Consider the following 25,957-nt stretch of genomic DNA (forward strand, 5'->3'; position numbering starts at 1 on the left):
CTCCTATTCGTTTTTTTAAGATACCAAATACTGTTATCAGAAGTTCCACCCAGAAGATCTGGCTGTCGCCTTTTTCGTATCCACGTTTTTTTCAGTTTTTTTCAAATGTTGGCGTCGCTGCTCTTTGCTGTGTATCTGTCATTGCAGCAACCTCCGGTTATTCATTATCTGTAAATTCCATCATCTCATCAACGGTGCAGTCCAGCTTCTTGCAGATTTTCTCAATGGTCTCCATTGATACATACTGTTTTTCCCATCCGGGCAAGAATGTTTCCACTGATCCCAATGAGGTACTGCATCTCTATTCGCTTCATATTTTTATCTATGAGTATTTTCCATAATCTGTTATAACTTACGTCCATAAGTTTCCTCTATATTTTTTCGGATTATTTTGATTATATCACGATTTCGTTAGGTTTAATACTTGAAAATTTTGATATTTTTTGTTTCATGCCTGTTTTGTCCCCTGTCCTGCAAAACCCTGTTGTGTGTTTGGAGAATATGAAGTAGAATAGAAGAAATGAGAAGGATATATAGAGGGCAAAATGCCATCACCGGAAGTGATTTAAAATGCATTTTGCCCAAGTTGCTGTAAATGGGGTGAACAGTAACAAAAGATAATTAGAAAGACAGGTACAGGAGAGAAAACATGGAATTTTATCAGCTTAAAATCATAAGAAAAGGAACGAAGCCGCCGGTATGGAGAAGATGTTTTGTTCCTTCCAATATTACTTTTGCACAGATGGCAGTGGTTCTGGAAGAAATCCTTGAGTATTCATTTACAGACAGATATGAATTTGAATTTTATCAGGAAAAGGTTCAGGTGAGAGAATACAGAGAAAATGAACCTCAGGTGACTTCTGGTCAGTATGATTTTGCAAATGCTTCCGATACATTTGTAAATGACCTGCTGGATAAGATGACATGGTTTACCTTCCGGGTAAAGGCAGACGAGCAGAAGCTTCCGGAGTACAGGGCAGAGGTGGAAAAAAAGATTCCTGCAGTCAATGAGGATGGCGAGGCGCTTTGCCCCGTAATTGTAAAAGAGAAAACAGGCGCAGAGGAAGCTTTCTGGTCAGATACAGAAAAGAAAAATAAGCGTCTGGCAGAACTGTTTATACCGGAAGCAGGAGAGCCGGATCACAGAAGCAGTAAAGAAATCCAGGAGGATTTCTGTCAGGGCAAAGCCGCTCTTATTTTCAGTGAAAATGCAGTAAGCAAAACAGAAAATAATAAAAAATGTGTCAATTCTCTTATAAAGGACATGGCAGAAACAGTAACAAAAGCAGTTATGAAGGAGATGAAAAAAACAGCCGGAAGCAGAAAGCCAAAGGTTGCAGAATATCTGCAGGCATATGAACAGGAGGATCTGGTTTTTCTGGCGGAAGATTTGGGACTTTCCGGGGCTGAAGAGCAGGATAAACAGGAACTGGCAGGACGGATTGCCGGAGAACTTTTAAAGCCTGAGGTTATGGAAAAGGAGTTTTTGAGACTGAATGAATGGGAATTCCAGGCTTTTGAAAAGGCAATGAAAAAAGGTCTTTTTTATGTGGAAGAAAATGAATGGGCAGATCTGGAATGGGCCAGTGATCTTGGATATCTGGCAGTTTATGATGACGGATATGCAGAGGTTCCGGCAGAGGTTTCAGATGTTTTTGGAAAGATTTTTACACCGGAGTTCCGTGCGCTTCAGGAAAAAAGAAGCTGGCTGAGTGCATGTCTGGTAATGGTTGAATACCTTTACGGCACAGCTCCTGCAAGGGTGGTATACAGAATGTACCGCAGAAGAAGAGAGTGCAGAGTAAGCTTTGAAGAATTTATGGAATTATTCCAGTCTGTTCCGGAAGAGGAAAATTTATGTGTTCTTGACGGTGACAGGATCAGTCTTCAGGCCTTGCTGGAAGAGGAAGAAATCTATCGTATGCTTCTGGAATATCAGGGAGACAGAGAATTTTATATTCCTTCAGAGGAGGAAATTGTTGACTGCACATACAATGGCTATCCTTCTCAGCTGCCGGTTTATAGAAAGATCAGACAGTTACTGGAACAGGAACTGGGAATGTCTGAAGAATTGGCAGAAGCCTATCTCTGCGAAATTTACAGAGTATATTATACAGGCGGGCTTATGTCAGAGGCAATGGAGCAGCTGAACAAAAACGGAGTTATTTTTGAAACGAAAGATCAGGCAAGGGAAATGGCAGAGCTTCTGATGGAAGCTTACAGTAAAACCAGAAAAGTACAGCTGTGCGGTCATGCGCCTGAGGAAGAAGAAAGTGGCCCAAGGTTCCCGGGAGTGTTCCAGAACGATATGTCAGGGAGAGAAGAAAAGAGCAAGAAGATTTATCCGAATGATCCATGTCCCTGCGGAAGCGGAAAGAAGTATAAAAAATGCTGTGGAAGAAACTGACAGAGTGCTGATGGCATGGTTTTCAGGAAATAAGTGCTGACGGATATGGAGAAAATGCTATGGGGATAAAAATACGCCGGGGATTTTCGTTTTGGGGAAGAGTCCAGGGAGTGGGATTTCGATATAAAATGTATTATCTGGCACAGAAATATAATGTAACAGGCTGGGTACAGAATGAATGTAACGGGTCTGTAACGGCTCAGGTTCAGGGAGAAGAGGCTTCAATTGATATGATCCTTCAGGCTCTGTTTCATGACCGCTACATCAGTATAGAACAAATGGATGTAAAAGAGCTTTCTCTGGTAGAAGATGAAAGAAAGTTTTCCATGAGGAACTGAACGGACAGAAAGGAGCGCGTCCAGATGATTTTTTATTTTTCAGGAACAGGAAACAGTAGATTTGTAGCAAAACGGATCCAGGAAAAGACAGGAGATGAGATGTATTCTCTGAATGATGCCATAAAGCAGAAAAAGTTCTTTTCCGGGAAAACACCGGAAACAGCGGTTTTTGTAGTGCCTACTTATGCATGGAGAATCCCGGAAATTGTAGAAACCTGGATCAGAAAGTCAAAATTTGACACAGGAATGAAAGCATATTTTGTTATGACCTGTGGCGATGGAATTGGAAACGCTGCAAAATATGTCAGGAAGCTTTGTGAGGATAAGGTTTTTACCTACATGGGCTGCGCCGGTATTCTGATGCCGGAGAATTATCTTGCCATGTTTCAGGTTCCGGCAGAGGAAGAGGCAAAAAATATCATTGCAGGTTCAGAGCTGAAGATCCGCCGGGTAGAAGAACAGATTTTTGCAGGAGAATCTCTTACAGAAGAACCGGTAGGCATGCTCGGAAGTGTGTGCAGCGGTCCGGTAAATCTGCTTTTTTATCCACTGTTTGTGCATGCAAAGAAATTTAATGTGGATAACGGTTGTACCGGCTGCGGAAAATGTGTAAAAGTCTGTCCGTTAAATAATATACGGCTTGTGAATGAAATGCCTCAGTGGGGGGATAAATGTACTCACTGCATGGCCTGCATTACCCAGTGTCCGTCAAAAGCCATTGAATATGGCAAAAAATCACTTGGAAAGCCACGGTATCACTGTCCTTATGAGAAATAAAACACCAAATTATACAGAGAGGAAAAAATATGGAAGAATTATATAAAGCAATTGAAGAAAAAATTAAAAGCTGCGGATATCCCAGAGCTATTTCCGGGGAAGCAGTTTATGAAGATATCTGCGATCAGATTGAGGGTAAGGAAAACGGATCCTATGTTTTGTTGTCAAAATTTGAAGATGATGCGATTTTTGAGTATCACATCACTGTGATGGATCAGGATTTTAATCTTGGCGTTCTTACTATGCGTCTGCCGGAAGGTGTTTTTGAAGTAAATTTTGATGAGTAAGAAACTGGTGAAATAGAAAAACATCAGATACAGCTTATGAAATAAAAACGGTATACAGACTGAAAATGAGGCGCCCTTGGAATATGCTTTTCCGGGGGCGCCTCAGGCGTATGCAGGTTTTTTATATAATCAGTTCAGGGGCGTTTTGTCCGCCTTACGGAAAAAGAAGAATCCGATCAGGAACATAATGGAAAGTGCTCCTACACCAAGGTTTACGCTGCCGCTAAGCTGACTTATCAGAGAAACGACCATAGTTCCTGCGAAAGCGGCTCCTTTTCCGCAGATATCGTAAATTCCAAAATATTCACCGGACTTGTTGGCAGGGATGATCTTTACAAAATAAGATCTGGACATGGACTGGATGGCGCCCTGAAAAATTCCCACAACAACAGCAAGAATCCAGAACTGATACTGCTCTTTCAGGATAATTCCGTACAGAGCGATCAGGAAATAAGCTCCGATAGAAACCGTGATCAGGCGGGAAGCGCTGACCCTTCCTGCCAGTTTGCCAAAGATCAAAGCTGCCGGAAAAGCTACGATCTGAGTTACCAGAAGCGCAAGAAGAAGTCCTGTAGAGTCAAGGCCGAGAGCGGTTCCGTAAGCGGTTGCCATATCAATGATCGTATATACACCGTCAATATAAAAGAAAAAGGCGATCAGGAAAAACAGGATTTTTCTGTTGTTTTTCAGTTCGGAAAAAACTCCTTTCAGACGGCGGAAGCTGGCAGCCAGATTGTTGCCGGAGGCTACTGACTGGTAATGCTTCTGCTGGTAGTTTTTCAGCAGAGGAAGGCTCATGCTGATCCACCAGACAGCCACCAGAAGGAAGGAGATTCCCATAGCTGTTTTCATGGTAAGTCCGATCTTATCATAAAACAGTACGAGCATCAGGCTTAAAATAAAAGGAATACAGCTTCCAATATAACCCCAGGCATAGCCCTGAGCCGATACTTCGTCTGCCCGCTCATCTGTAGTAACATCCGGAAGCATGGAATCATACACAACCAGGCTTAAAGAGTAGGCGGATTTTGCAATTACAAAAAGCAGCAGAAACCAGATCCATGACTGGGTAAATCCAAGGAAAACACAGCCTAAAGTTCCTACCAGAAGAGAAACCAGGAAAATCTTTTTGCGCCGTCCTTTTGTATCAGAGGCAGCGCCAAGTACAGGTCCCAGAATTGCAACAATGATCGTGGCTGCAGATGTGGCATATCCCCAGTAAGCCAGATAGTTTACTTCGGAAATTCCTGCCTGATCTGCCAGGTAATTGAAATAAATAGGCATGATCGTAGCAATCAGGAGCGTAAATGCCGAATTTCCCACATCATAGAGAATCCATTTCTTTTCCATACTGTTCAGTTTAAACTTCATAAATATCCTCCTTGGGCAGCTGCGATTACAGTAGCCGACTGAAGCTGCCGTTTCTGTTTTTATTTTATCAGAGTTTTTACAGGATAGCACGAAAATTTGTAGATATTGGAAAGAAAAAGTCAAAACAATGTAAAATAAGCCCAAAATCCAAAGGAAAACAGGATTCTTGTGAACAGAATACAGATATGATATAATACATACCTGAATAATAGGCTGAAAGAAACACAGAAATATCAGTTTTCAGAGGTACGCAGCGCCGGAGATTCATAAGTTCCGGCAGTGTGGGAAAACTGGTTTAATGGAGAATATAACCATGAAAAAACAAAAACTTATAAAAAATATGACAGATCAGATCAAGGAAGCGCAGATAAAACTGGGATTTGTCCGGGAAAGCATCCGGCTGTACTTTCCCTGGGAATCCTTTATGGTTCTTCTGGGAGAAACTTTATGGGAAGAGAACAGCTCCGGTATAAATTCTGAGGACAAAATACAGCAGGAAAACGGAAATCATAAAAAAACGGAAAACAAAGCTCGGAAAAGCAGGATTCTTAATGAGCTGAACAGTTCATCGGAGTTTGCGGTCAGTGGTCTGGGTCAGGTTTCTTTCCGGGAAAGCAGAGGAAGGGTGGAAGTTACAATTCCTCCGGAAGGGGCTGAGTATGTTCACAGAGAAATCCCGGATCCTCCCTTTCTAAAAGAAATGATACGGCTTTTTGGAACGCACCATGATATTTCCATCCATGATATATGCGACTGTTTCGCACGCTTCAGTCCGGATTATGTATGTCTTGAAATGCAGGATAATGATTTTGATTATGCTTTGTACTTTCAGGATAAGGAGATCGATCCTTATTATTACTGTATAAAAATGGAAATGGGACATACCATTTATCATCGTTTTATGAAAGAAGACTACGAAAAATTAGTGGGGTAAAAATTATGGCAAATCAGTTTTCAAGAACAGAGCTTCTTTTCGGAGAGGCTGCAATGGACAGACTGGCGCAGTGCCGTGTGGCAGTTTTCGGCATTGGGGGAGTAGGCGGATATACGGCAGAAGCGCTTGCAAGAAGCGGTATTGGAGAGATCGATCTTATTGACAGCGATACAGTGAGCCTTACCAATCTGAACCGTCAGATCATAGCCCTGAGAAGCACGATAGGGAAATATAAAGTGGATGTAATGAAGGAGCGTATTCTTGATATTAATCCGGATATAAAAGTACACGCACACAAGTGCTTTTATCTTCCTGAAACAAAAGATGAGTTTGATTTCAGGCAGTATGATTATGTGGTAGACGCAGTGGATACAGTGACAGCCAAGCTTCAGATCGTGGAAGAAGCATATGCTGCAGGAGTTCCTGTCATCAGCAGTATGGGGGCTGGAAACAAACTGGATCCCACAGCTTTTCAGGTAACGGATATTTATAAAACATCCGTGTGTCCTCTGGCAAAGGTAATGCGCCGTGAGCTGAAAAAACGGGGAATAAAAAAGCTGAAGGTTGTTTATTCTCAGGAGTCTCCGGTTATGCCATCTCAGGAAACACTCAGCTCCTACAGTGAGGAACAGTCGGAGACAGCGCCTAAAAAACGCTCCGTTCCGGGCTCAGTAGCGTTTGTTCCGTCAGTGGCAGGACTGATCCTTGCAGGGGAAGTTCTGAAAGAGCTTATAAATTTTTAGATGTTTCTACGATTTTTTTACATAAATTTGCTTGTGTAAAAGATAGTTTTTGTTATAAAATAAATTTATATTTCGTAAAAATCTGAGAAGGAGAGTTTGATATGCGCAAAACAAAAATTATTTGTACTATGGGTCCGTCAACTGATAAAGAAGGAATACTGGAACAGCTTGCCATCGAGGGGATGGATGTTGCCAGATTCAATTTTTCTCATGGTCCTCATGAAGAACAGAAAGGCCGTCTTGAAAGATTAAAGGCGATCAGAAAAAAGATTAACAGACCCATTGCTGCGCTGCTCGATACAAAAGGACCTGAAATCCGTATTAAGGAATTTGAAAAAGGTAAGATTACCGTAAAAGAAGGTCAGAAATTTATCCTGACCGCAGAGGATATTCAGGGAACAGAAGAAAAAGTATCTGTTACTTACAAAGAACTTTATAAGGATGTGAAGCCCGGCGACAGTATTCTGATCGATGATGGTCTGATCGGCCTGAAAGTGGAAAAGATCCAGGGAACAGAGATTCACTGTGTTGTCATAAACGGAGGAGTGATCTCCAACAAAAAAGGTGTGAACCTTCCGGGTGTAAATGTAAATATGCCGTTTATCAGCAAAAAGGACAGAGAGGATATCCTTTTTGGAATCAAAGAGGGATTCGACTTTGTTGCAGCTTCCTTTACCAGAACTGCAGATGACGTTCTGGAAATCCGTAAGATCCTGGATGAAAACGGCGGCCGTGATATTAACATTATTGCCAAAATTGAAAACCAGCAGGGTGTTGACAATATTGACAGCATTATGGAAGTGGCAGACGGAATCATGATCGCCCGTGGAGATATGGGTGTGGAAATTCCTCTGGAGGATGTTCCTGTTATTCAGAAAGAGCTTATCAACAAGGTTTATAATGCAGGCAAACAGGTGATCACAGCAACTCAGATGCTGGATTCCATGATGAAAAATCCAAGACCTACCCGTGCGGAGACAACCGATGTGGCAAATGCCATTTATCAGGGAACAAGCGCGATCATGCTCTCCGGTGAAACTGCGGCAGGAAAATATCCGGTAGAAGCTCTTCGTACTATGATAAAGATTGCTCTTCGTACAGAGAGTGATATCGCATATAACAAACAATTTAACATTCTTTCCAGAGATCATGGGACTACTGAAAATATGACAACAGCTATTTCCCACGCTACCTGTATGACAGCCATTGATCTTGGCGCAAAGGCTATTATTACAGTCAGCCGTTCCGGAAACACTGCGAGAATGGTTTCCAAATACCGTCCGGGCTGCATGATCGTAGGATGCTCACCGGAGGAACACACATGCAGACAGCTTAATATGTCCTGGGGTATCACACCTATTCATATTAAGGAAGAGTACAGCATGGAAATCCTTCTGCTCCATGCTACAGAAGCGGCAGAAGAAGCCGGCTATGTAGAAAAAGGAGATGTGGTTGTTCTGACAGCAGGCGTTCCGCTGGGACGTTCCGGAAATACGAACCTTATTAAAGCTACAGTAGTGGGAGAGTATTGATCTTACGCTGCAAAGGCAATTTACAAATTTATCTTCCAATTTATTGATAGGTATAATAAAGAGATGCCCGATATCGGTTATGTGAACTGATATCGGGCATTGTTCTGTCTTATAAGATTCCGGGTGCCATTTCAGGCATATGGTTTTGAGAGAAGCGTTTTTTATAAATGATGGTTATTTTGTATGTCTGTTAATATATTTTGCCTTATATTTGGAGTATACAATGGTCTGATCCTTATAAAGTCCATAATAACCGGAAACAGCATAGCTGATGGAAACCGCGATCAGATAATAGGAAACACCCTCAAATCCAAACAGCTCAAAGGCAATGAGAATGGAGGTAATGGGGCAGTTGGTAACACCGCAGAACAGGGCGGCCATTCCGGAAGCTGCGCACAGGGAAGGTGAAAGTCCTACAAGCTGTCCCATAACACAGCCAAAGGTGGCGCCGATACAGAAGGAGGGAACAATTTCTCCTCCCCGGAAGCCTGCTTTCATGGTAATTGCAGTAAGAATCAGCTTCCACAGAAAATCAAAAGGCCGGGTCTGCCCTTCTTCCACTGCTTTTTCAATGAGTACATTTCCTGCGCCCATAAAATCTGTTGTTTGGAGAAGAAGCGTGATCACAATAATAGCTCCGGAGGCTGCGACAATACGCAGATATTTATTTTTCAGGAAACGGGAATAAAACTGTCCGATACCTTTCAGGGCAACGCAGAAAAGAATGCTTACGATGCCGCAGCCAACTGCTACAAGAAGCATTTTCAGTCCGGAAGCAACGGAAAGCTCAGGAATCCCGGATACATGAAAGCTTTCCGGATGAATATCGAAGCTGACTGCAAATCTGGCGGCAACCAGGGAAGCGATCACGCAGGGAAGGAGTGCTGCATAGTACATAACTCCAACGCTTACCACTTCCATAGAAAATACGGCGGCAGCCATAGGAGTGCCAAAAACAGCAGAAAAGGCGGCGCTCATGCCGCACATTACAATTACATGCCGGTCTTCTTCGTCAAGCCGGAACCAGCTGCCAAGCTGATTGCCAATACTTCCCCCAAGCTGTATGGCAGCTCCCTCACGTCCTGCGGATCCTCCTGTAAGATGAGTCAGGAGAGTGGAGATAAAAATTAAAGGAGCAGAACGCAGAGGAACATCATCCTGAGAGCGGATGGTGGAAAGCACCTGATTGGTACCGCCGTCATCTTTTCCGAATTTCTGATACAGAAATACAATACACAGACCTGAAACCGGAAGCAAAAGAAATACCTGAAGATTCTGCGCACGAAAATCCGTGACAGATTTCAGCGCTCCTGCAAAGACGCTGCTTACGGCTCCTACTGTCAGACCTGTAAGTACAGCCAGAATCAGCCATTTCATAAGGTTTGACGTATCTCTCCATATTCGCCTGGCATAAAAATGAATCATCCGAAGGCTTTTGTTTTCCCTGTTTTTCTGTGTGGTATCCATGATTTCCCCCTCATTCTTTAAAAAACGGATCACGGACAAAAATGACCATGACCCGTTTTCTGTATTTCAATAGCAGTGCAGATACATTTTTTGTATCCGGCTTATTCCTCAGTGATTCCAGTTACTTCGTATCCTGCGTTTTTGATAACTTCCCGGATCTTATCTTCGTCTATATGTTCCGGAGAAGTAAAAACAGTTGTCTTTTTTTCGTGGGAGGAAACAACATCCTCTGCCTGGAAAGCAGCTTTGACAGCTTCATTTACATGGGCCTCACAATGAGGACACATCATTCCTTCAACATTTACTGTAATTTTTACCATAGCAGTAGTCTCCTTTTCTTTATTACTTTCATTATAGTCTTTTTTCGGCTGAATGGAAACAGCCTGTTTGATTTTTTTGTCCCGGCTTGCATCATGAACCTTAAAAAGATTCAGCCGAAGGGCATTTGTGACAACGCAGAAGCTGGAAAGGCTCATGGCGGCAGCTCCGAACATGGGGTTCAAGGTCCAGCCAAAGATGGGGATCCACACTCCTGCAGCAAGAGGTATTCCTATTACATTGTAGAAAAATGCCCAGAAAAGATTTTCGTGGATATTTCTCAGGGTAGCTCTGCTAAGACGGATAGCGGCAGGTACATCGCTTAACCGGCTTTTCATCAGAACAATGTCTGCCGCGTCAATGGCAATGTCTGTTCCGGCGCCTATGGCAATGCCGATATCTGCCCTTGTAAGAGCCGGAGCGTCATTGATCCCGTCTCCTACCATGGCAACCTTTCCCTGCTCTTTCAGAGAGCGGATCACACTTTCCTTGCCATCAGGGAGAACTCCTGCGATCACCTCGTCCACTCCTGCCTGTTTTCCGATAGCCCGGGCAGTTTTTTCGTTGTCCCCGGTAAGCATTACAACCCGGATCCCCATATTCTGGAGTTCTTTAACAGCACGTGGACTATCTTCCTTGATCACATCGGCAACTGCGATGATACCCGCCAGCTTATTGCCTGAGGCAAAGAGAAGAGGGGTTTTGCCCTGTTCTGACAGATGTTCAGCCTGCTGCTTCAGAGAAGTCGGCACAGAAACACGGCTGCTGATAAACTTCATGCTTCCTCCCAGAAGAGTCTGACTGTTCATAACGCCGGAAAGTCCGTTTCCGGGAAGCGCCTGAAAATCAGAGATTTCAGAAGCGCAGAGTTTCAGCTCTTCAGCTTTTTTTAGAATTGCTTTTGCCAGAGGATGCTCACTTTTTTGTTCCAGAGAAAAAGCGAGCGTCAGAAGCTGTTCTTCTGAAAATCCCTCCCCAGGAAGAATGTCAGTAACTTCCGGCTGACCGCTGGTAATGGTGCCTGTTTTATCAAGAGCCACAATCTGTACTTTTCCTGTTTCTTCAAGAGATACAGCTGTTTTAAAAAGAATACCGTGTTTGGCGCCCATGCCGTTTCCTACCATAATGGCAACCGGAGTGGCAAGTCCCAGGGCGCAGGGGCAGCTGATAACAAGAACAGAAATTCCCCTTGCAAGAGCATATCCGAAGGTTTGTCCAGTAAGAAGCCACACAATAGTTGTGATCACAGCGATAGTGATGACAGCAGGCACAAAGATCCCGGAAACCCGGTCTGCGATTTTAGCAATAGGAGCCTTGGTGGCGGCAGCGTCGCTGACCATTTTTATAATCTGGGATAAAGTAGTATCTTCGCCTACCCGGGAGGCTTCGCAGCGGATAAATCCTGACTGGTTGACAGTGGCTGCAGATACCATATCTCCGGCAGCCTTGTCCACAGGAATGCTTTCACCTGTGAGCGCTGATTCATTTACTGCGCTTGTTCCTTCAAGAACCACTCCGTCTACAGGAATGTTTTCTCCCGGACGGACAACAAAGATGTCTCCCTTGTGGACCTGTTCTACAGGGATCGTGATTTCCTGTCCGTTACGGATCACAACAGCTGTTTTTGGCGCAAGCTTCATAAGATTTTTCAGCGCATCTGTTGTTTTTCCTTTGGATCGGGATTCCAGCATTTTTCCCACAGTGATCAAAGTAAGGATCATTGCCGCAGATTCAAAATAAAAGTCCATCATATAATTTTCCACAGCAGCCGTGTCTCCGCTGACCTGAGCGCCTGTCATGGCAAAAAGCACATACACGCTCCAGATAAAAGACGCCATGGAGCCAAGGGCAACGAGAGTATCCATGTTGGGAGCACGATGCCACAGACTTTTGAATCCGCTGATAAAAAATTTCTGGTTAATAACCATAACGATTCCTGCAAGAAGCAGCTGTAAAAGTCCCATGGCAACATGGTTGTGTTCAAACCACTGAGGCACAGGCCAGCCCCACATCATATGTCCCATGGAAAAATACATAAGAACCAGAAGAAAGCCCACAGAGGCGATCAGTCGTTTTTTCAGAACCGGAGTTTCGTGATCCGCAAGAGCTTCCGCAGCCTGGGATGCAGAGAACTGCTGACTGTCAGCTTCTTTCAGAGAGGCTCCGTAACCGGCCTCCTCAACAGCCTTTATAATATCCCCAGGTGAGGCGCTTCCCTCTACTCCCATGGAATTGGTGAGCAGACTGACTGAGCAGGAGATTACCCCGGGAACGTGAGAAACAGCTTTTTCTACCCGTGCGCTGCAGGCTGCGCAGCTCATTCCTGTTACCTGATATTGTTCCATATTTCCTCCTTCTGCTGTGTACAGACTGTCTGTTCCGCGCACAGCCTTATTTCATAAGCTTCTGTAAGGTAGCCACAAGTTCGTCAATGGTTTCGTCTTTGCCTTCTCGTATATCCCTTGCCACACAGGCTTTAATATGGGCGGCAAGAAGTTCTTTGTTAAAAGCATTTACTGCAGCGTTTACTGCGGCGGACTGAACCAGAATGTCATTGCAGTAGGCGTCGTTTTCCAGCATTCCTATAATACCTCGGACCTGTCCTTCAATTCTTTTCAGCCGGTTTATAAGCTTTTTGCGCTCTTCCTCCGGACGCACTGTTTTTTTGGTGCAGCAGCAGGATGTCGTTTCAGTCACTGTAAATCCCTCCTTTGATTTATTTATGATCAAAATGAATTATGTTTGTAAATATACCCCATAGAGGTATTCTTATATCGTCATCATATACCCTGGAAGGGTATTTTGTCAACGGAAAATATTCTGGTAATAAAATACAAACAAATGTTTGCGCATTATACAGATGTGTTATGGAAAACAAGAACGTTTGTTTGCTATAGTATTGATTGTAAAACAGAGCCGGACCTGAATTACACAAATAAATAATAAAACAGCAAAGGAGAACAAAATCATGAAACAGATGAGATGCATGAAACGAACAGAGCTTGCAGATCAGCGTACTGCAAACAGAAAAGTATTTGAAAATCAGGATCATTCCAGAACAGTAGAGATTTATCTGGAACCTGTACACTATCAGGACAGAGGCGGAGACTGGAAGGAAATGGACGATACCCTTCAGGAAACAAAAATACCGCAGAATTTACAGAGCTTTTGCAAAAAAAGAAATTTTTCAGAAAAAAACATGGAAAGATCAGAACAGGAAAATAAAATCCCGGGATTTCTGAACAGAAAAGGGGACATGAAGATTTTCCTGAGTAAAAAAGCAGAGCCGGCTTCCACAGTGTACCTGAGTCGGAAAGACAGCTTTCTTTCCTGGGGACTGGAGGGAGGTACTTCTGCGGAAGCCCGGAAACAGGAAAAAAGCGTAGTTTCTTATAAGGACATTTTTGACGGGGCAGAGCTTCGCTGCCGTATTCACGGGGAAGGAGTAAAGGAAGACCTGATCCTTCATAAACCGGAAGCGGTTTCCGATACTTACAGCTGTTTTTATCAGATGAAAAATCTTCGTCCTGTACTGCACAACAATGTGGTTTCTTTTTTAGACAGGGAGGAACAGGAAGTGTTCTGCGTTCATGCGCCCTGCATGAAAGACGCCGGAGGCGAAAAATCAGAGGCAATCCGTCTGAGCCTTACAGAAACAGATACAGATGTGTGCAGGATTACATTTTTGCCGGATATGGAATGGCTGGGATCTGAGAACCGCCTGTTTCCGGTAGTCATCGACCCGGTAACAACAACCTCCAAAAAAGCTTCAGAAATCTATGACGCCCATGTGGATTCCTTGTATGAGGAGGATAACTTCCAGACAAGTATTATTCTGAAAAATAAGGGCGGCGATCAGGTACAGAGAAGCTTTGTAAGATTTGAGCTTCCGGAGATCAAAACAGGCGATATGGTTATCAATGCCAGACTGGTACTTGTTTCACTGGCTGAAGACGGAAAGGAACATACCGTGGCGGTGCATAAGGTGCTTCATGGCTGGAAATCCGATTCCATTAACTGGTACAATAAGCCTCTTTATTCCGATACTGTGGAGGATATATGCAGATACAAAGGAGATCAGCAGAAATACATTACACTGGATATTACCAGAATGGTAAAGGACTGGTATCAGAACGGCGGCAACTACGGACTGATGTTTAAAAATGACAAAGAGCTTTCCGGATATACAGAATTTTTGTCCTCTGACTGCGACAACGGATTTCAGGATATGCGCCCCAGAATTGAGCTTTCTTATGTGAATTATTCAGGTCTGGAGTCTTACTGGAGCTACCACAGTCAGGATGTGGGAAGAGCAGGAACCGTTCATGTAAATGATTATAACGGAAACCTGATCCTGATCCATGATACTATGGCAACCGGCGGAAGCCGCGTACCTATGAGTCTTGCTCATGTATATAACTCCAATAACAGAAAAGTGAATCTGGGATATGGCTACGGATTTGCCCTAAGTTATCATCAGACGCTGAAAAAAGTCAAAATTGCAGGAACTGATTACTATCAGCATACAGACGGAGACGGAACGGTTCATTATTTTTATTATGATTCAAAAAAATCCAAATGGCTGGAGGAAGGCGGTTCAGAATCTTATGTGACTATTCATGCAGATGCCAGCGAACAGCTTGTGATCCATGATAAGGAAAATAACCAGCTGATGTTCCGAAACGGATATCTGGTAAAAGTAAAGGACAAAAATGGAAATACCCTTGTTGTTGCCTGGAAGGATGGAAGAGTGATCTATGTTATAGATGGTGCAGGCAGAAAGACAGTTCTTACTTATCGGAAAAACAGCCAGGGTAAGCTCACTTATCTTCATGAGATTACCTCACCTTCCGGGAAAAAGAAGCTGTTCGGGTACAACAATGGAGATCTGGTAAAAATCATTGATGTTGACAAAGAAACTGTAAACTACACATATGATAAAAACCATATGCTTACTTCTCTGGCTGATGTTGACGGATACCGTGTTAATTACGAATATTATACTTCCAGCCCTTATCGTGTAAAAAGAATCACGGAGTTTGGCGGGGATGTGAAAGGAAACAGCCTGACCCTGACTTACGGTTATAACAGCACAAAATTCACAGACAATAAAAAACGGAGCGAAATCTATCGTTTTAACAACAGCGGAAACCTTCTTCACATTCATGACGGCTTTGGTCACGCTGCCAGCGCACGGTTCAATACCAGCGGAAATCATGTGAACTGTCTGGAAAACGCCACAAAGCTTCAGACCAATGTAGTTCAGCTTCTGAAGGACCCGATCATTCAGGCAGCTAAGTCTGCATGGGGAAAGATTATCGGAACAGACGCATCAGGAACAGCATCTGTCAATACGGATCAGAAGCACTGCAAAGTAGGAACCAGATCCTTAAAAGCAGAGAGCAGTTCTCTGAAAGGATATGTAAGCTGGGCGCAGGATGTAAAGCTGAAAGCAGGAATGACGTATACCTTTTCTATGTATGTAAAGACAGAAATGAAGCAGACGGCAGAAGATGGAGGCGCAAGGCTGAGGATCAGATACATTGACAAAAATGGAAAATGGGTTTATCTGGACAGTGAAATCCTGAAAGAAACAACAGGCGGTTTCGTACGTCTTTACCGTACCTTTACTGTGCCCTCCGACTCTAAAGATCCCACAGTGCGTGTATATCTTTATTTATATCATGCTTCAGGTGTGGTATACGGTGACATGGCTCAGCTGGAAACGGGAACAACTGTAAGCAGATGTAATCTGATCGACAACGGGGATTTCCAGCTGGGAAGTACGGATTTTGAAAAGAAGGCATATTATGAGGATGGTCTGACATCAGTCGGATCTGAAAATGTAAGACCGGTAAACCGTGTTGTGACGGTAACTGCAGCAGGAACTTCGTATATTTATGACAGACCATCCCTGAATGGAAAAAAAGTCGCAAGTGTACAGAAATGGACACAGCTTTATGCTTCTGTTTCCCTTCCAAATGAAAACAGTCAGTGGTACAGGGTAGAAAATGCAGAAGGAAAACGGGGATATTTTCCGGTAAGCAGAGCGTTTGCATATCTTGGAGGAAATGATGGAGATAACTGTGGGGCAGTTGCGGTTACAGGAGCAATTTTGCGAGCTTCAGCTTCTGACAGTGGGAATATTGTAGAAGAAGTGATACCCAGAGGAACCAGTGTGGTGATCCGTTCCGTCACAACAGATTCGAGAGGACAAAAATGGTACTATGTGGCAATGCAGATTGATAAAAAACGTTATTTTGGATATATAAAAAGAGATCATGTCATTCGCCTCAGTGTAAATGCTCCTGTCTGTACCATGAAGCAGGAGGATAAAGTATTTGATACTCCATCGCTGACAGGAAAAGCAGTTATCACATTAAAAGCAGGACAGAAAATTGCAGTGCGTGGAATTTGTATGACAGGAAATCAGAAATGGTATGCAGTACAGCGTGGAAAGAATTTCTGTTTTCTGAATGCACGTTACTGTCAGCTGAATATGGCAACAGAAGTTGATAAACGTGCGGTATCCATAGTTCCCGAAAGAGTAGGCGGGCTGGATAAATATATATACCGTTTCATAGGCAATACTCAGGTAAACAAGCGTCTTACAAAAATCCTGGATCTCACAGGCAAAAAAGGAGACACTTACATGGTCAATGCCTGGGGACGGGGAACCTGTCTACCGGAAACAGATAATGATAAATACCGCCGCTTTGGTGTAGAAGTGGTTTTTGTAGGGGCAGACGGAAAAAATGATATTCATTATACCAATTTCAGTCCGGATATTCTTGACTGGCAGTTCCTGGGCGACGTTTATGTGGCAAAACAGGACTACACCAGTATTAAGGTTTCCTATACTTACTGCAGAAACGCCAACCTTGCCTTTTTTGATGGACTTTCCCTGTACCGGGAGGAATTTGGACAGAGCTACACCTATGATGACAAAAACAATGTGATCTCTGCTGTGGATTCCCAGAAAAATGCCACAAAGTTTGAATATAATGAAAACAGCGACCTGACCGGGATCACGGATCCAAAGGGAAATAAATTCAAGTATGAGTATGATAAAAAACATAACGTGACAAAGGGAACTTCTGCTATGGGCGTGGTGAACCGTCTGGTCTATGACGGAAACGGAAACATCACAAAAAGCGGTACTGTGCAGACTGACGTTCAGGATAAAGGTATCTGGATCACAAGAGCTTTTACCACAGATAAAAACCATGTGGCGTCTGTCACAGACGCAGAGGGTAACAGAACTCAGTATGACTGGAACGAGAAGTCAGATCTTCTTAATTCACTGATAGACGGACAGGGAAACAGGCTAAGCTATGAGTATGATTCTGCAGATCGAATGACCTCCGTTTCCCAGGAAGTAACTGCAGGCGGAACAAAGCAGATGGTAAAAAATATTTATGGTTATACAAAGGACAAACTGACGTCCATTGACCACAACGGATTCCGATATGGATTTGAATATGATGCCTTTGGAAACACAACAGCCGCATCCATTGCAGGCAGCCAGGTGGTACAGTATATTTATGAAAGTGGAAACGGAAACCTCAGCAGGACTGTTTATGCAAATGGAAATGAGATCCGGTATACCTACGACAATCAGGATCGGATGACAGAAAGCTATTTCAGGGAATTTTCCGGCGGAACAGAGCAGAAGCTGAATACTTATACCTATAATAAAGAGGGAAATCTTTGTCGGGTTGTGAACCATATGTCAGGTAAAATCTATGATCTGGATTATGATTTCCTTGACCGCCTGATGCGTGTAAGAGATGAAAAAGGTTCTTTTTATGAGTATACTTACGATGAAGCCAATCACATGACAAGGCTGATCCACAAGGCAGGCGTTTCCCATACTACGACTCTTTATACTTATGATAAAGACGGCAGGGAACAGACCACAAAGGTACGCGGAGGCTATACAAAGACTAGTACTTACGATAAGCTGGGAAGGGCAGCAGGTGTAACTCTCAGCACCAAAAAGGCTTTTGCAGTAAAGGTGGCTTATCCGGCAGCAAACGGAAATCAGGAACATGCTATGCCGTCAGGACTGACTGTGGGAGACAGAAAGCTTACCTATCAGTATGACAAAAACGGAAATATCACAAGGATCCAGGATCAATCAGGCTCCGGAGCGGCAAAGACAGATACTTTCTGCTATGATGAGAGAAACCAGCTGATCCGTGAAGACAGCCAGACCCAGAATAAGACTTTTGTTTACGAGTATGATCTGGGCGGAAATCTGACTGAGGTGAAGGAGTATGCATATACCACAGGAGAGCTTCCCGCTTTCCCGGAAAGAACAGAAACAGGAGCTTATGCTTCTGTCTGGAAAGACCAGCTTGTGAACTGGAACGGCACAGCAATGACCTATGATGCAATCGGAAACATGCTGACCAGAGGAAATATTACTTATCGCTGGACTATGGGCAGAAAGCTTGCCGGGGTGAACAATGGAAAGAACATCCAGTATTTTTACGATCATACAGGCTCCAGAACAAGGAAAGTCGTAGATGGTACAGCCACCGAATACCGAATGGCAGGGGAACTTCTGGTATCAGAGATCACCAATGGACAGACCTTCTGGTACACTTACGATTCCAATGCCAACCTTGTTTCCATTATTATTGGAGGAAAAAACTATTTCTATGTAAGAAACCTTCAGAACGATATCATTGCTCTTATTGACGAGGATGGAAACACGGTGGTAAACTATACTTATGACAGCTGGGGTAAGATTTTAAGCATTACTGGAAGCCTGAAGGACACCGTAGGCCAGCAGAACCCGTTTCGCTACAGAGGATACTACTACGACAAAGAAACAGGGATGTACTACCTGAAGAGCAGATATTATGATCCGGAGTTGAGAAGGTTTATCTGTGCGGATAAAACTGGAGTAGCTAAGGCATCTATGGAAACACTGCATAACCGAAATCTGTATGTATACTGTGATGAAAATCCGCTGACACGAAGAGACGGTGACGGGGATATTTGGATTGCAGCAGCAGTATCATTTGTGGTAGGTGCTGCAGCGTCTGTTGCAGAGCAAATGATTTTTGACGGAAAATCTCTTAAAGAGGTAAGCTGGATTGCAGCAGGAACATCAGGGCTGACAACAGCGATGGGATTTATAGGAGGTGTATCGAATGGAGTACAGCTTGCAGTGGGTGTTGCAGGAGAAATTGCTTCTAGCTATATAGATGATGGAGAAGAATTGATAGATGCGGTTATTAATGGGGCAATAGAAGGATATGTTTCAATTGGCTTAGGTAGAGTAGAAAATACATTGGATATAATAGGGTATAAAGAACTGAAAAAAATTCACATAAACAAATTAGATGAAATAGATAAGAAGACAATTTGGTTGTGGAAAAAGAATAGAGCAAAATCTGCAGAGAATAGAAGTTATGCTGTGGAAATATTCAAAACAGCTGCATGGTCAGGAGAAAGTTATGTGACATCAGGAATAGTTTCCCCAATTGCTCAACGGGGCATTCATGAAATTGTTGGAACTAAGCCAAAAAGAGAAAAGGGAGTTCGTTATGTGTTTATTTATGATCAAATAGTCTGTATGTAATAAAATTTTTAATATTGGCAGGAATTAAAACCTGCCGATATTAAGAAAAAAGTAGGAAAAGAGGATAATTTTAATATGGGAGAAACAGTTGGACTTTTACTTGGCATGATGGGTTCTTTTATGAATTTGTGTCTGGGAATTAAGTGGTTTGGAATATTTGGAAAAGATTTTTGGATGATAGGTTGCGTTTTAGCAGGAATTCTACTAATTCCCAGTGCAAATTTTTTTCATGATAGAAATTATTATGTGTTGGCAGACAGATGGAATACACATAATCCATTATATAATAAGGGGTATTTTAGAAAAAATACGAGAAGTACCAGTTGTTTATGGGCGAATGTGAAAGGGCTGTATTACTGTCAGATAGTGTTGGTTATAGTGGAAATTCCTATATGGGGATGCATTTTATGTTATAGAAAAATACCGCCATTTTTTTATAAAAAAGGAGTAACTATTTTCGCAGGGAGTCTGTTTTGGATAATTTTTCTTGTCTGGTTTGGTTTTCGCGTATTTTATGCATGGAGTTATAATGAATCATTTCGATATACAGAAGAGAATGGAATTTGGAAACCTTTTAGTCATATAACAAAATATTGTGGATTGGCAGCTTATCGTCCTTTTCGTTGCAGTTATTTTATTTCCAAAGAAAAAATACGGACAACTTTGAGAAAATTATGCCAGAAAAATGGTTATCAGTTTGTTGATTCAACTGACATGAATGGGGAGTTTTCAGACAGTTATCTTCGTGTAAAGGATGGAGAATTACAGATATTTCAAGTAATACAAATGTCCAGATATACTGAAGAAAAAATGGAAAGACAGAATGAGATTTTTGCGAATTTATGGAAAAATAAGATTTGGCAGAGATATCAAACAGAGAACATATCATTTAGTTTTTTGTTATGTGTAGAGGAGATTAATGAAGAATTAGAGCATTGTCTTTTAAATATGCAGACAGTAGATCAGAAGAAAGGGAGAAATCGTTTGGTGGCAGTTCTTAAATTTGATGAAGAGATGAAATATCCAATTTTAGAAGTTTTGGATAATTATGGAATCTGGCGTGGAAAGAGAAAATATTGTGAAATGAGAGAGAATTTCCTGGAGCTTATGGGACTGAATGAAAAATATAATGAACGGTAAATACCATTGGGGGGATGAGGAACAGGCGGATATGTAATTGCAAATTAATTATTAAGGAGGCGGTTCCCCTGCCGCTTCCTTTTTTGTACTCTTTTTTAAGAGAATTTCATGAGAAATGGAGGAAAACGAGCATGAAATATAAGATTTTTATAGTACTTGCCCTTTTAGGCAGTACGGTAGCGGAACTGTTTGGAGGCTGGGATCCCGTGTTAAAGACATTATTGATCTTCATGGTTTTGGATTGGTTTACAGGTGGAATCATACTTCCGGCTGTATTCTGTAAAAGTCCGAAGTCGCCTAACGGAGCGTTGGAGAGCAGAGCCGGATGGAAGGGGCTTTGCAGAAAGGGAATGACTTTGTTATATGTTCTGATCGCAGCCCGTCTGGATATGGTTCTGGGAGTGGAATATATAAGAAATGCAGTGTGCATTGGATTTATTGCAAATGAGGTACTTTCTATTGTGGAGAATGCAGGACTGATGGGAGTCCCTATGCCTTCCATGATAAAAAAGGCAGTAGATATATTAAAAGATACATCAGAAAGCCTGCCGGGGTGAACAATGGAAAGAACATCCAGTGTTTTTACGATTGCACAAGCTTCTGAACGATATCACTGCTCTCATTGACGAAGCTGGAAACACGGTGGTAAACTATACTTATGACAGCTGGGGTAGATTTAGGTCTGAGCTTAGGCTTTGACAAATTAGGAGAAACACTAAAAATAAATGATTATTTAAAATTTTCGAGAGATCATACAGATAAAAAAATACAGATAAAAAAAGAATATCTGTCAGAGTTTCGAAAAAAACCTCGTTTAGAAGAGGAGAATCGGAGATATATAGGAGGTATGTTTAAAGCAACTATATGGACAGCAGGAAGTTATGCAGCAAGTACAATGATTTCTAATAAGATAAAAAGAGAGACGCATAGAACTCCTTCACGTACAAGTTTTAGAATGGTATTTATGGATGATACAATAGTTTATATGTATTAGAAATTGATATTGGCAGGGACAAAAACCTGCCAATATGAAAAAGGGGGATGGAGATGAAAAAGCCAAGGTCAGTTACATACATATTTGTGTGGTTTGTAGTATATTTTATAAATTTAAATTTGGCAATGACATGGTTTGCATATGATGATAAGTATTATTTTTATTGTATAGGATGCATTTTGTCAGGTGTATATTTAAAACCACAAATTGATAAAAATATAATAAATACTGACCGAGAATTAAGTTCTTATAATCCGTTATATGTCAGAGGGTATTTCAGAAAGGATGCAGAAAAATCGGAATATTGGTCATTTCTAAAAGGGATATTTTATTGTCAAGTGGCTATTATTGTTTTTTGGGTAAGTATTTGGATTATTATTTTTACTTATCAGTTCTGTCCTGTAGATTGGAGTGAGCGTGTTGTTATGCTTAGGATACCTACTATTGTTTCTTCGGATATAGTGTTCAGGATGCCAGTGTTTTTCTATTCGAAACTTATGATTCATAGTATGGGGATATTGTTTTGGATCTGTAATATTATCTGGATAATAATTTTTAATTATTATGGAAGACGATATTATAAAGACTTCAGTTATATGGAGGATTTACATGGAATCTGGATGCCGTTCAGATATATAGCAAAGCCTCATGGATTTGGTTACTATCGACCTTTTGATTGCAATTATTGCGTTCCTAAGGAGAAAATAAGAGGAAATTTGATGGAATCCACACAGAAGATGGGATATCAGTATATAAATACTGTTAAAACATATAGTGGATATACAGATAGTTATCTTCGTGTAAAAAAAGGGGAATTACAGATATTTCAGGTAGTATATATACAAACCTACTCAGAAGAGGTTATGGAAAGACAAAACGAGATTTTTGCAGATTTCTGGGTTCGATGTATTGAGAATAAGTATAAAACGGATAATGTTTCATTGAGTTTTTTACTCTGTGTGGAACAGGGAAACCAGGAACTAGAAGAAAGATTTTGGAAAGTTTTATCTGTAAATCCACAAAAAAGGCGAAACCGTTTGGTAGCAGTACTCAAATTTGAAGGGATTTCTGATAATGGTAAGATATACTCTGGAAAACCGTCCCTAAGAATTTTGGAATGTTCTGGTATTATGAAACGAAAACGGAAAAAATATATAGAAATGCGAGCAGATTTTCTTAAGTTAATGGGATTGAAGGAGTGTAACAATCATAGAAGCTATTGGGGATATGAGGATTCAGAGGAGTTGTAAATAGAATAACATTATTTAGGGGGGCAAAAGAATTGGATTTTCAAAAGTTTGAAATGATAGTGGAAACTATAGCTCTTTTCTGGGTGATCTGCTGTGTTGCTATTTGGTTTATTTACAGAAAAAAGAAGAAAGCCACAGCAGGAAAGCTAAAAAAACGGATGATATGTATTTCGATTATTGTTTTTGCAGGATATTTTATGTTAAATTTAGTCAAGTGTACTATATCTTTTGCCTCCCTGGAAAAAGCAGTTTCATTTTATGGAAATACAAAGTCTCAGGGAGAGCCGATTATAGGAACAGAAACTGCCCTTGTTCCTCAACTTAATGACGGATTGGAATTAAACATTTATCATAAAAAACAAAATAAATGGAAACTTCCCTGTTGGATTTTACATGAAGATTCAATGCATGATGATATAGATGAAAATACAAACAAATATATGGTTAGTGTAATATGGGAAGGAAACACAGATGGCCGATATATAATACTTTGGGAGACAATAAGCCAGGATTGCAAAAGGAGGAATGTAAGAGATTCAGAGAATAGCAGATTTACATATATTAGTTCGAAACCAGTAGAAGGTATAGTAAATAAATTTTATTGCAGTTATTTAAAAGATACGCCGTCAAATTATAAACTTTATATTGATGATTATGAGATAGAAGTAGATTGGGAAAAGTTACTAAAAGATAATTAGTGAAAATGTCTGGAAAAGATTGATTTTCTGGGATCTATAAGATAATAATGTGGTTATTCTGATGTGAAAAGATATTTGAGAAATAGAAAAGGAGATAAGGGAATTGGATTTTCAGCGATTTGACACGATAATCGGAAATATAATGTTTTTCTGGGTGGTCTGCTGCGCCGCTGCCTGGCTGATTAACAGAAAGAAGAAAAAGGCTGTAACAGGAAAGATAAGAAAATGGATATTGTGTATTTCCATTATTATGCTGGCATCATATTTTCTTACAAATATAGTCCGTAATACAATATCTTTTACTTCTCTGGAAAAAGCAATCTCATTTTATGGAAAAACGAAGCAACAAGGACATCCGCTTATTGGAGAAGAGACAGCATTTGTGCCCGAATCTGATGAGGGAATACTATACGTGAACATTTATGAGAAAAGAAAAGATAAGTGGAAACTTCCCAAAGATTTTTCACTAGGCAGAAATGTAGCAGGAAATTCAGCAATGGACAAAAATACAGCCGATTATAGGGCGGGCATTATATGGGATGGAAATACAGATAGTTGTTATATTTTCTTGCATGATTCGACAGAGAATGGATGGAAAAAGAGAAATGTTAAAGATTCAGAGAATAGTAATTTTATTTATTTTGGATCAAAACTGGGAAAGGGCTTAAATGTTAGCACATACTACTCTTATTTAAAAGAGGTGCCTTCAGATTATAAACTTTACATTGATGATTATGAGATAGAAGTAGATTGGAGGGAATTGTCGGAAAACAGATGATAAATAGTAATCAGGAGGCGGTTCCCCTGCCGCTTCCTTTTTTGTACTCTTTTTTAAGAGAATTTCATGAGAAATGGAGGAAAACGAGCATGAAATATAAGATTTTTACAGTACTTGCCCTTTTAGGCAGTACGGTAGCGGAACTGTTTGGAGGCTGGGATACCGTGTTAAAGACATTATTGATCTTCATGGTTTTGGATTGGTTTACAGGTGGAATTATACTTCCGGCTGTGTTTCGCAAAAGTCCGAAGTCACCTAACGGAGCGTTGGAGAGCAGGACTGATGGGAGTTCCTATCCTTCCATGATAAAAAAGGCAGTAGATATATTAAAAGATACATCAGAAAGCCTGCCGGGGTGAATAATGGAAAGAACATCCAGTGTTTTACGATTGCACAAGCTTCCGAATGATATTACTACTCTCATTGACGAAGCTGGAAACACGGTGGTAAACTATACTTATGACAGCTGGGGTAAGATTTTAAGCATTACCGGAAGCCTGAAGGACACTGTAGGCCAGCAGAACCTGTTTCGCTACAGAGGATACTACTACGACAAAGAAACAGGGATGTACTACTTGAAGAACCGGTATTATGATCCGGAGTTGAGAAGGTTTATCTGTGCGGATAAATCAGCAGTTGAAGAAGTTAAAAAAGACACGGGTTCAAATTCTATTTGGACTCGGGCAGTAAAAAGTGTAGTTGTAAAATGGGATGGAGGATATTGATATGACAGTAGATATTGACACTTTATTTGAAATGTTGGATGAGAGAAAGCCTATAGAGGTTCAGGAAGACGCTATCAGAGAAGCGAGAAAGATAAAATCCTTATCTGTATTTATGCAGCCTATAGAATATAAATTGTCGTGGAAAAATTGTGCAAAAGTAATCTGTGAAAAAACGGATGAAGAATTAAACAGTTATATATATGATATGCTAGAGTGGCTGAAGGATCTTAATTGGCCGGGAGCATTTTTGATCATGGAAAGACTGGAAAAAATGAATCCTCAGTTGTTGTTGGACGCTAGCATTTGTGCAGTAAAGCAGGCGCTCCTGCTAAAAGATAATGAATGGCTGATCTATATGTCATATCTTCTAAAAAATAAAAAATTTTATGATGCACTTTCTGAAGAAAAAAAATACCAGAAAATACTGAAAAGATATTATGAATCTTATTGGGGAAAATTAGACTACTGATTAGCTTGATTGTAAATAATAATATCAGAAAATTAGTTTTGAAGGAGGCGGTTTTGAGACTTATAAAAAGGACTCATCCGAGAAGAGTGAAGTTACAAAAGTCATTTTTCTCGGATGATATTATGATAAAGTGG

Annotated in this window: 21 protein-coding genes and 1 pseudogene; 17 read left to right on the plus strand and 5 right to left on the minus strand. The window is 41.3% G+C overall.

Annotated elements, in window-relative coordinates; all coding sequences use genetic code 11:
- Positions 1-157: 157 nt before the first annotated feature.
- Positions 158-362, minus strand: a pseudogene (locus tag LU279_RS02180) (helix-turn-helix domain-containing protein).
- 287 nt (positions 363-649) lie between these two features.
- On the opposite strand from LU279_RS02180, the gene LU279_RS02185 reads away from it, so the two are divergent.
- The 4 genes from LU279_RS02185 to LU279_RS02200 are packed head-to-tail and all read left to right on the plus strand — an operon-like array spanning position 650 to position 3,809.
- On the plus strand, positions 650-2,407 hold the full coding sequence (locus tag LU279_RS02185) for an IS1096 element passenger TnpR family protein (protein WP_274420615.1): 1,758 nt from the start codon (positions 650-652) through the stop codon (positions 2,405-2,407).
- A 59-nt stretch (positions 2,408-2,466) separates the two neighbouring features.
- Positions 2,467-2,745, plus strand: a complete 279-nt coding sequence (locus LU279_RS02190; RefSeq protein ID WP_274420617.1) for an acylphosphatase — start codon at positions 2,467-2,469, stop codon at positions 2,743-2,745.
- A 24-nt stretch (positions 2,746-2,769) separates the two neighbouring features.
- The gene (locus tag LU279_RS02195) at positions 2,770-3,522 is read left to right on the plus strand and encodes an EFR1 family ferrodoxin (protein WP_274420619.1); all 753 of its coding nucleotides are present in this window, start codon (positions 2,770-2,772) and stop codon (positions 3,520-3,522) included.
- Positions 3,523-3,551: 29 nt separating this feature from the next.
- Positions 3,552-3,809 carry a hypothetical protein gene (locus LU279_RS02200; protein ID WP_274420621.1) on the plus strand — a complete coding sequence of 86 codons (258 nt, stop codon included), beginning with the start codon at positions 3,552-3,554 and terminating at the stop codon, positions 3,807-3,809.
- A 129-nt stretch (positions 3,810-3,938) separates the two neighbouring features.
- On the opposite strand, the gene LU279_RS02205 is transcribed toward LU279_RS02200, so the two are convergent.
- Positions 3,939-5,180, minus strand: a complete 1,242-nt coding sequence (locus tag LU279_RS02205) for an MFS transporter (protein ID WP_274420623.1) — start codon at positions 5,178-5,180, stop codon at positions 3,939-3,941.
- Positions 5,181-5,493: 313 nt separating this feature from the next.
- On the opposite strand from LU279_RS02205, the gene LU279_RS02210 reads away from it, so the two are divergent.
- The 3 genes from LU279_RS02210 (at position 5,494) to pyk (ending at position 8,389) form a co-directional block, all read left to right on the plus strand.
- On the plus strand, positions 5,494-6,114 hold the full coding sequence (locus LU279_RS02210; protein ID WP_274420625.1) for a DUF3877 family protein: 621 nt from the start codon (positions 5,494-5,496) through the stop codon (positions 6,112-6,114).
- 5 nt (positions 6,115-6,119) lie between these two features.
- Positions 6,120-6,857, plus strand: coding sequence for a tRNA threonylcarbamoyladenosine dehydratase (locus LU279_RS02215; RefSeq protein WP_274420627.1), 738 nt, complete (start codon positions 6,120-6,122; stop codon positions 6,855-6,857).
- 101 nt (positions 6,858-6,958) lie between these two features.
- The gene (gene pyk / locus LU279_RS02220) at positions 6,959-8,389 is read left to right on the plus strand and encodes a pyruvate kinase (protein ID WP_274420629.1); all 1,431 of its coding nucleotides are present in this window, start codon (positions 6,959-6,961) and stop codon (positions 8,387-8,389) included.
- 174 nt (positions 8,390-8,563) lie between these two features.
- Here the strand turns inward: pyk and LU279_RS02225 are convergent, their stop codons facing one another.
- The 3 genes from LU279_RS02225 to LU279_RS02235 form a co-directional block, all read right to left on the minus strand.
- A complete protein-coding gene (locus LU279_RS02225) occupies positions 8,564-9,814 on the minus strand; it encodes a chloride channel protein (protein WP_442870141.1) in 1,251 nt (416 codons plus the stop codon).
- 143 nt (positions 9,815-9,957) lie between these two features.
- A complete protein-coding gene (locus LU279_RS02230) occupies positions 9,958-12,519 on the minus strand; it encodes a heavy metal translocating P-type ATPase (protein WP_274420633.1) in 2,562 nt (853 codons plus the stop codon).
- Between the two features lie 46 nt (positions 12,520-12,565).
- The gene (locus tag LU279_RS02235; RefSeq protein ID WP_274420635.1) at positions 12,566-12,871 is read right to left on the minus strand and encodes a metal-sensing transcriptional repressor; all 306 of its coding nucleotides are present in this window, start codon (positions 12,869-12,871) and stop codon (positions 12,566-12,568) included.
- Positions 12,872-13,142: 271 nt separating this feature from the next.
- On the opposite strand from LU279_RS02235, the gene LU279_RS02240 reads away from it, so the two are divergent.
- The 10 genes from LU279_RS02240 to LU279_RS02285 all read left to right on the plus strand — a co-directional run bounded on the left by LU279_RS02240 (position 13,143) and on the right by LU279_RS02285 (position 25,823).
- A complete protein-coding gene (locus tag LU279_RS02240) occupies positions 13,143-19,769 on the plus strand; it encodes a DNRLRE domain-containing protein (protein ID WP_274420638.1) in 6,627 nt (2,208 codons plus the stop codon).
- A 75-nt stretch (positions 19,770-19,844) separates the two neighbouring features.
- Positions 19,845-20,909 (plus strand): hypothetical protein, encoded by a 1,065-nt coding sequence (locus tag LU279_RS02245; protein ID WP_274420640.1) that lies wholly within the window; start codon positions 19,845-19,847, stop codon positions 20,907-20,909.
- Positions 20,910-21,040: 131 nt separating this feature from the next.
- Positions 21,041-21,466: a phage holin family protein gene (locus LU279_RS02250; RefSeq protein ID WP_274420642.1), complete on the plus strand. Its 426-nt coding sequence runs from the start codon at positions 21,041-21,043 to the stop codon at positions 21,464-21,466.
- 101 nt (positions 21,467-21,567) lie between these two features.
- On the plus strand, positions 21,568-21,903 hold the full coding sequence (locus LU279_RS02255; protein WP_274420644.1) for a hypothetical protein: 336 nt from the start codon (positions 21,568-21,570) through the stop codon (positions 21,901-21,903).
- Between the two features lie 53 nt (positions 21,904-21,956).
- Positions 21,957-23,153 (plus strand): hypothetical protein, encoded by a 1,197-nt coding sequence (locus LU279_RS02260; protein ID WP_274420646.1) that lies wholly within the window; start codon positions 21,957-21,959, stop codon positions 23,151-23,153.
- 32 nt (positions 23,154-23,185) lie between these two features.
- Entirely contained in the window at positions 23,186-23,851 is a 666-nt protein-coding gene (locus LU279_RS02265; protein ID WP_274420648.1) for a hypothetical protein, read from the plus strand.
- Positions 23,852-23,954: 103 nt separating this feature from the next.
- Positions 23,955-24,629, plus strand: a complete 675-nt coding sequence (locus LU279_RS02270) for a hypothetical protein (protein WP_274420650.1) — start codon at positions 23,955-23,957, stop codon at positions 24,627-24,629.
- Between the two features lie 89 nt (positions 24,630-24,718).
- Entirely contained in the window at positions 24,719-24,988 is a 270-nt protein-coding gene (locus LU279_RS02275; protein ID WP_274420653.1) for a phage holin family protein, read from the plus strand.
- Between the two features lie 3 nt (positions 24,989-24,991).
- Complete coding sequence (locus LU279_RS02280; protein WP_274420654.1) at positions 24,992-25,354, plus strand: RHS repeat-associated core domain-containing protein; 363 nt, start codon at positions 24,992-24,994, stop codon at positions 25,352-25,354.
- A gap of 1 nt (position 25,355) precedes the next feature.
- Entirely contained in the window at positions 25,356-25,823 is a 468-nt protein-coding gene (locus LU279_RS02285; protein ID WP_274420656.1) for a DUF5071 domain-containing protein, read from the plus strand.
- The last annotated feature ends 134 nt before the right edge of the window (positions 25,824-25,957 follow it).

It is taken from the genome of Blautia sp. XA-2221 (genome assembly GCF_028767025.1).
Lineage (GTDB): Bacteria > Bacillota > Clostridia > Lachnospirales > Lachnospiraceae > Blautia_A.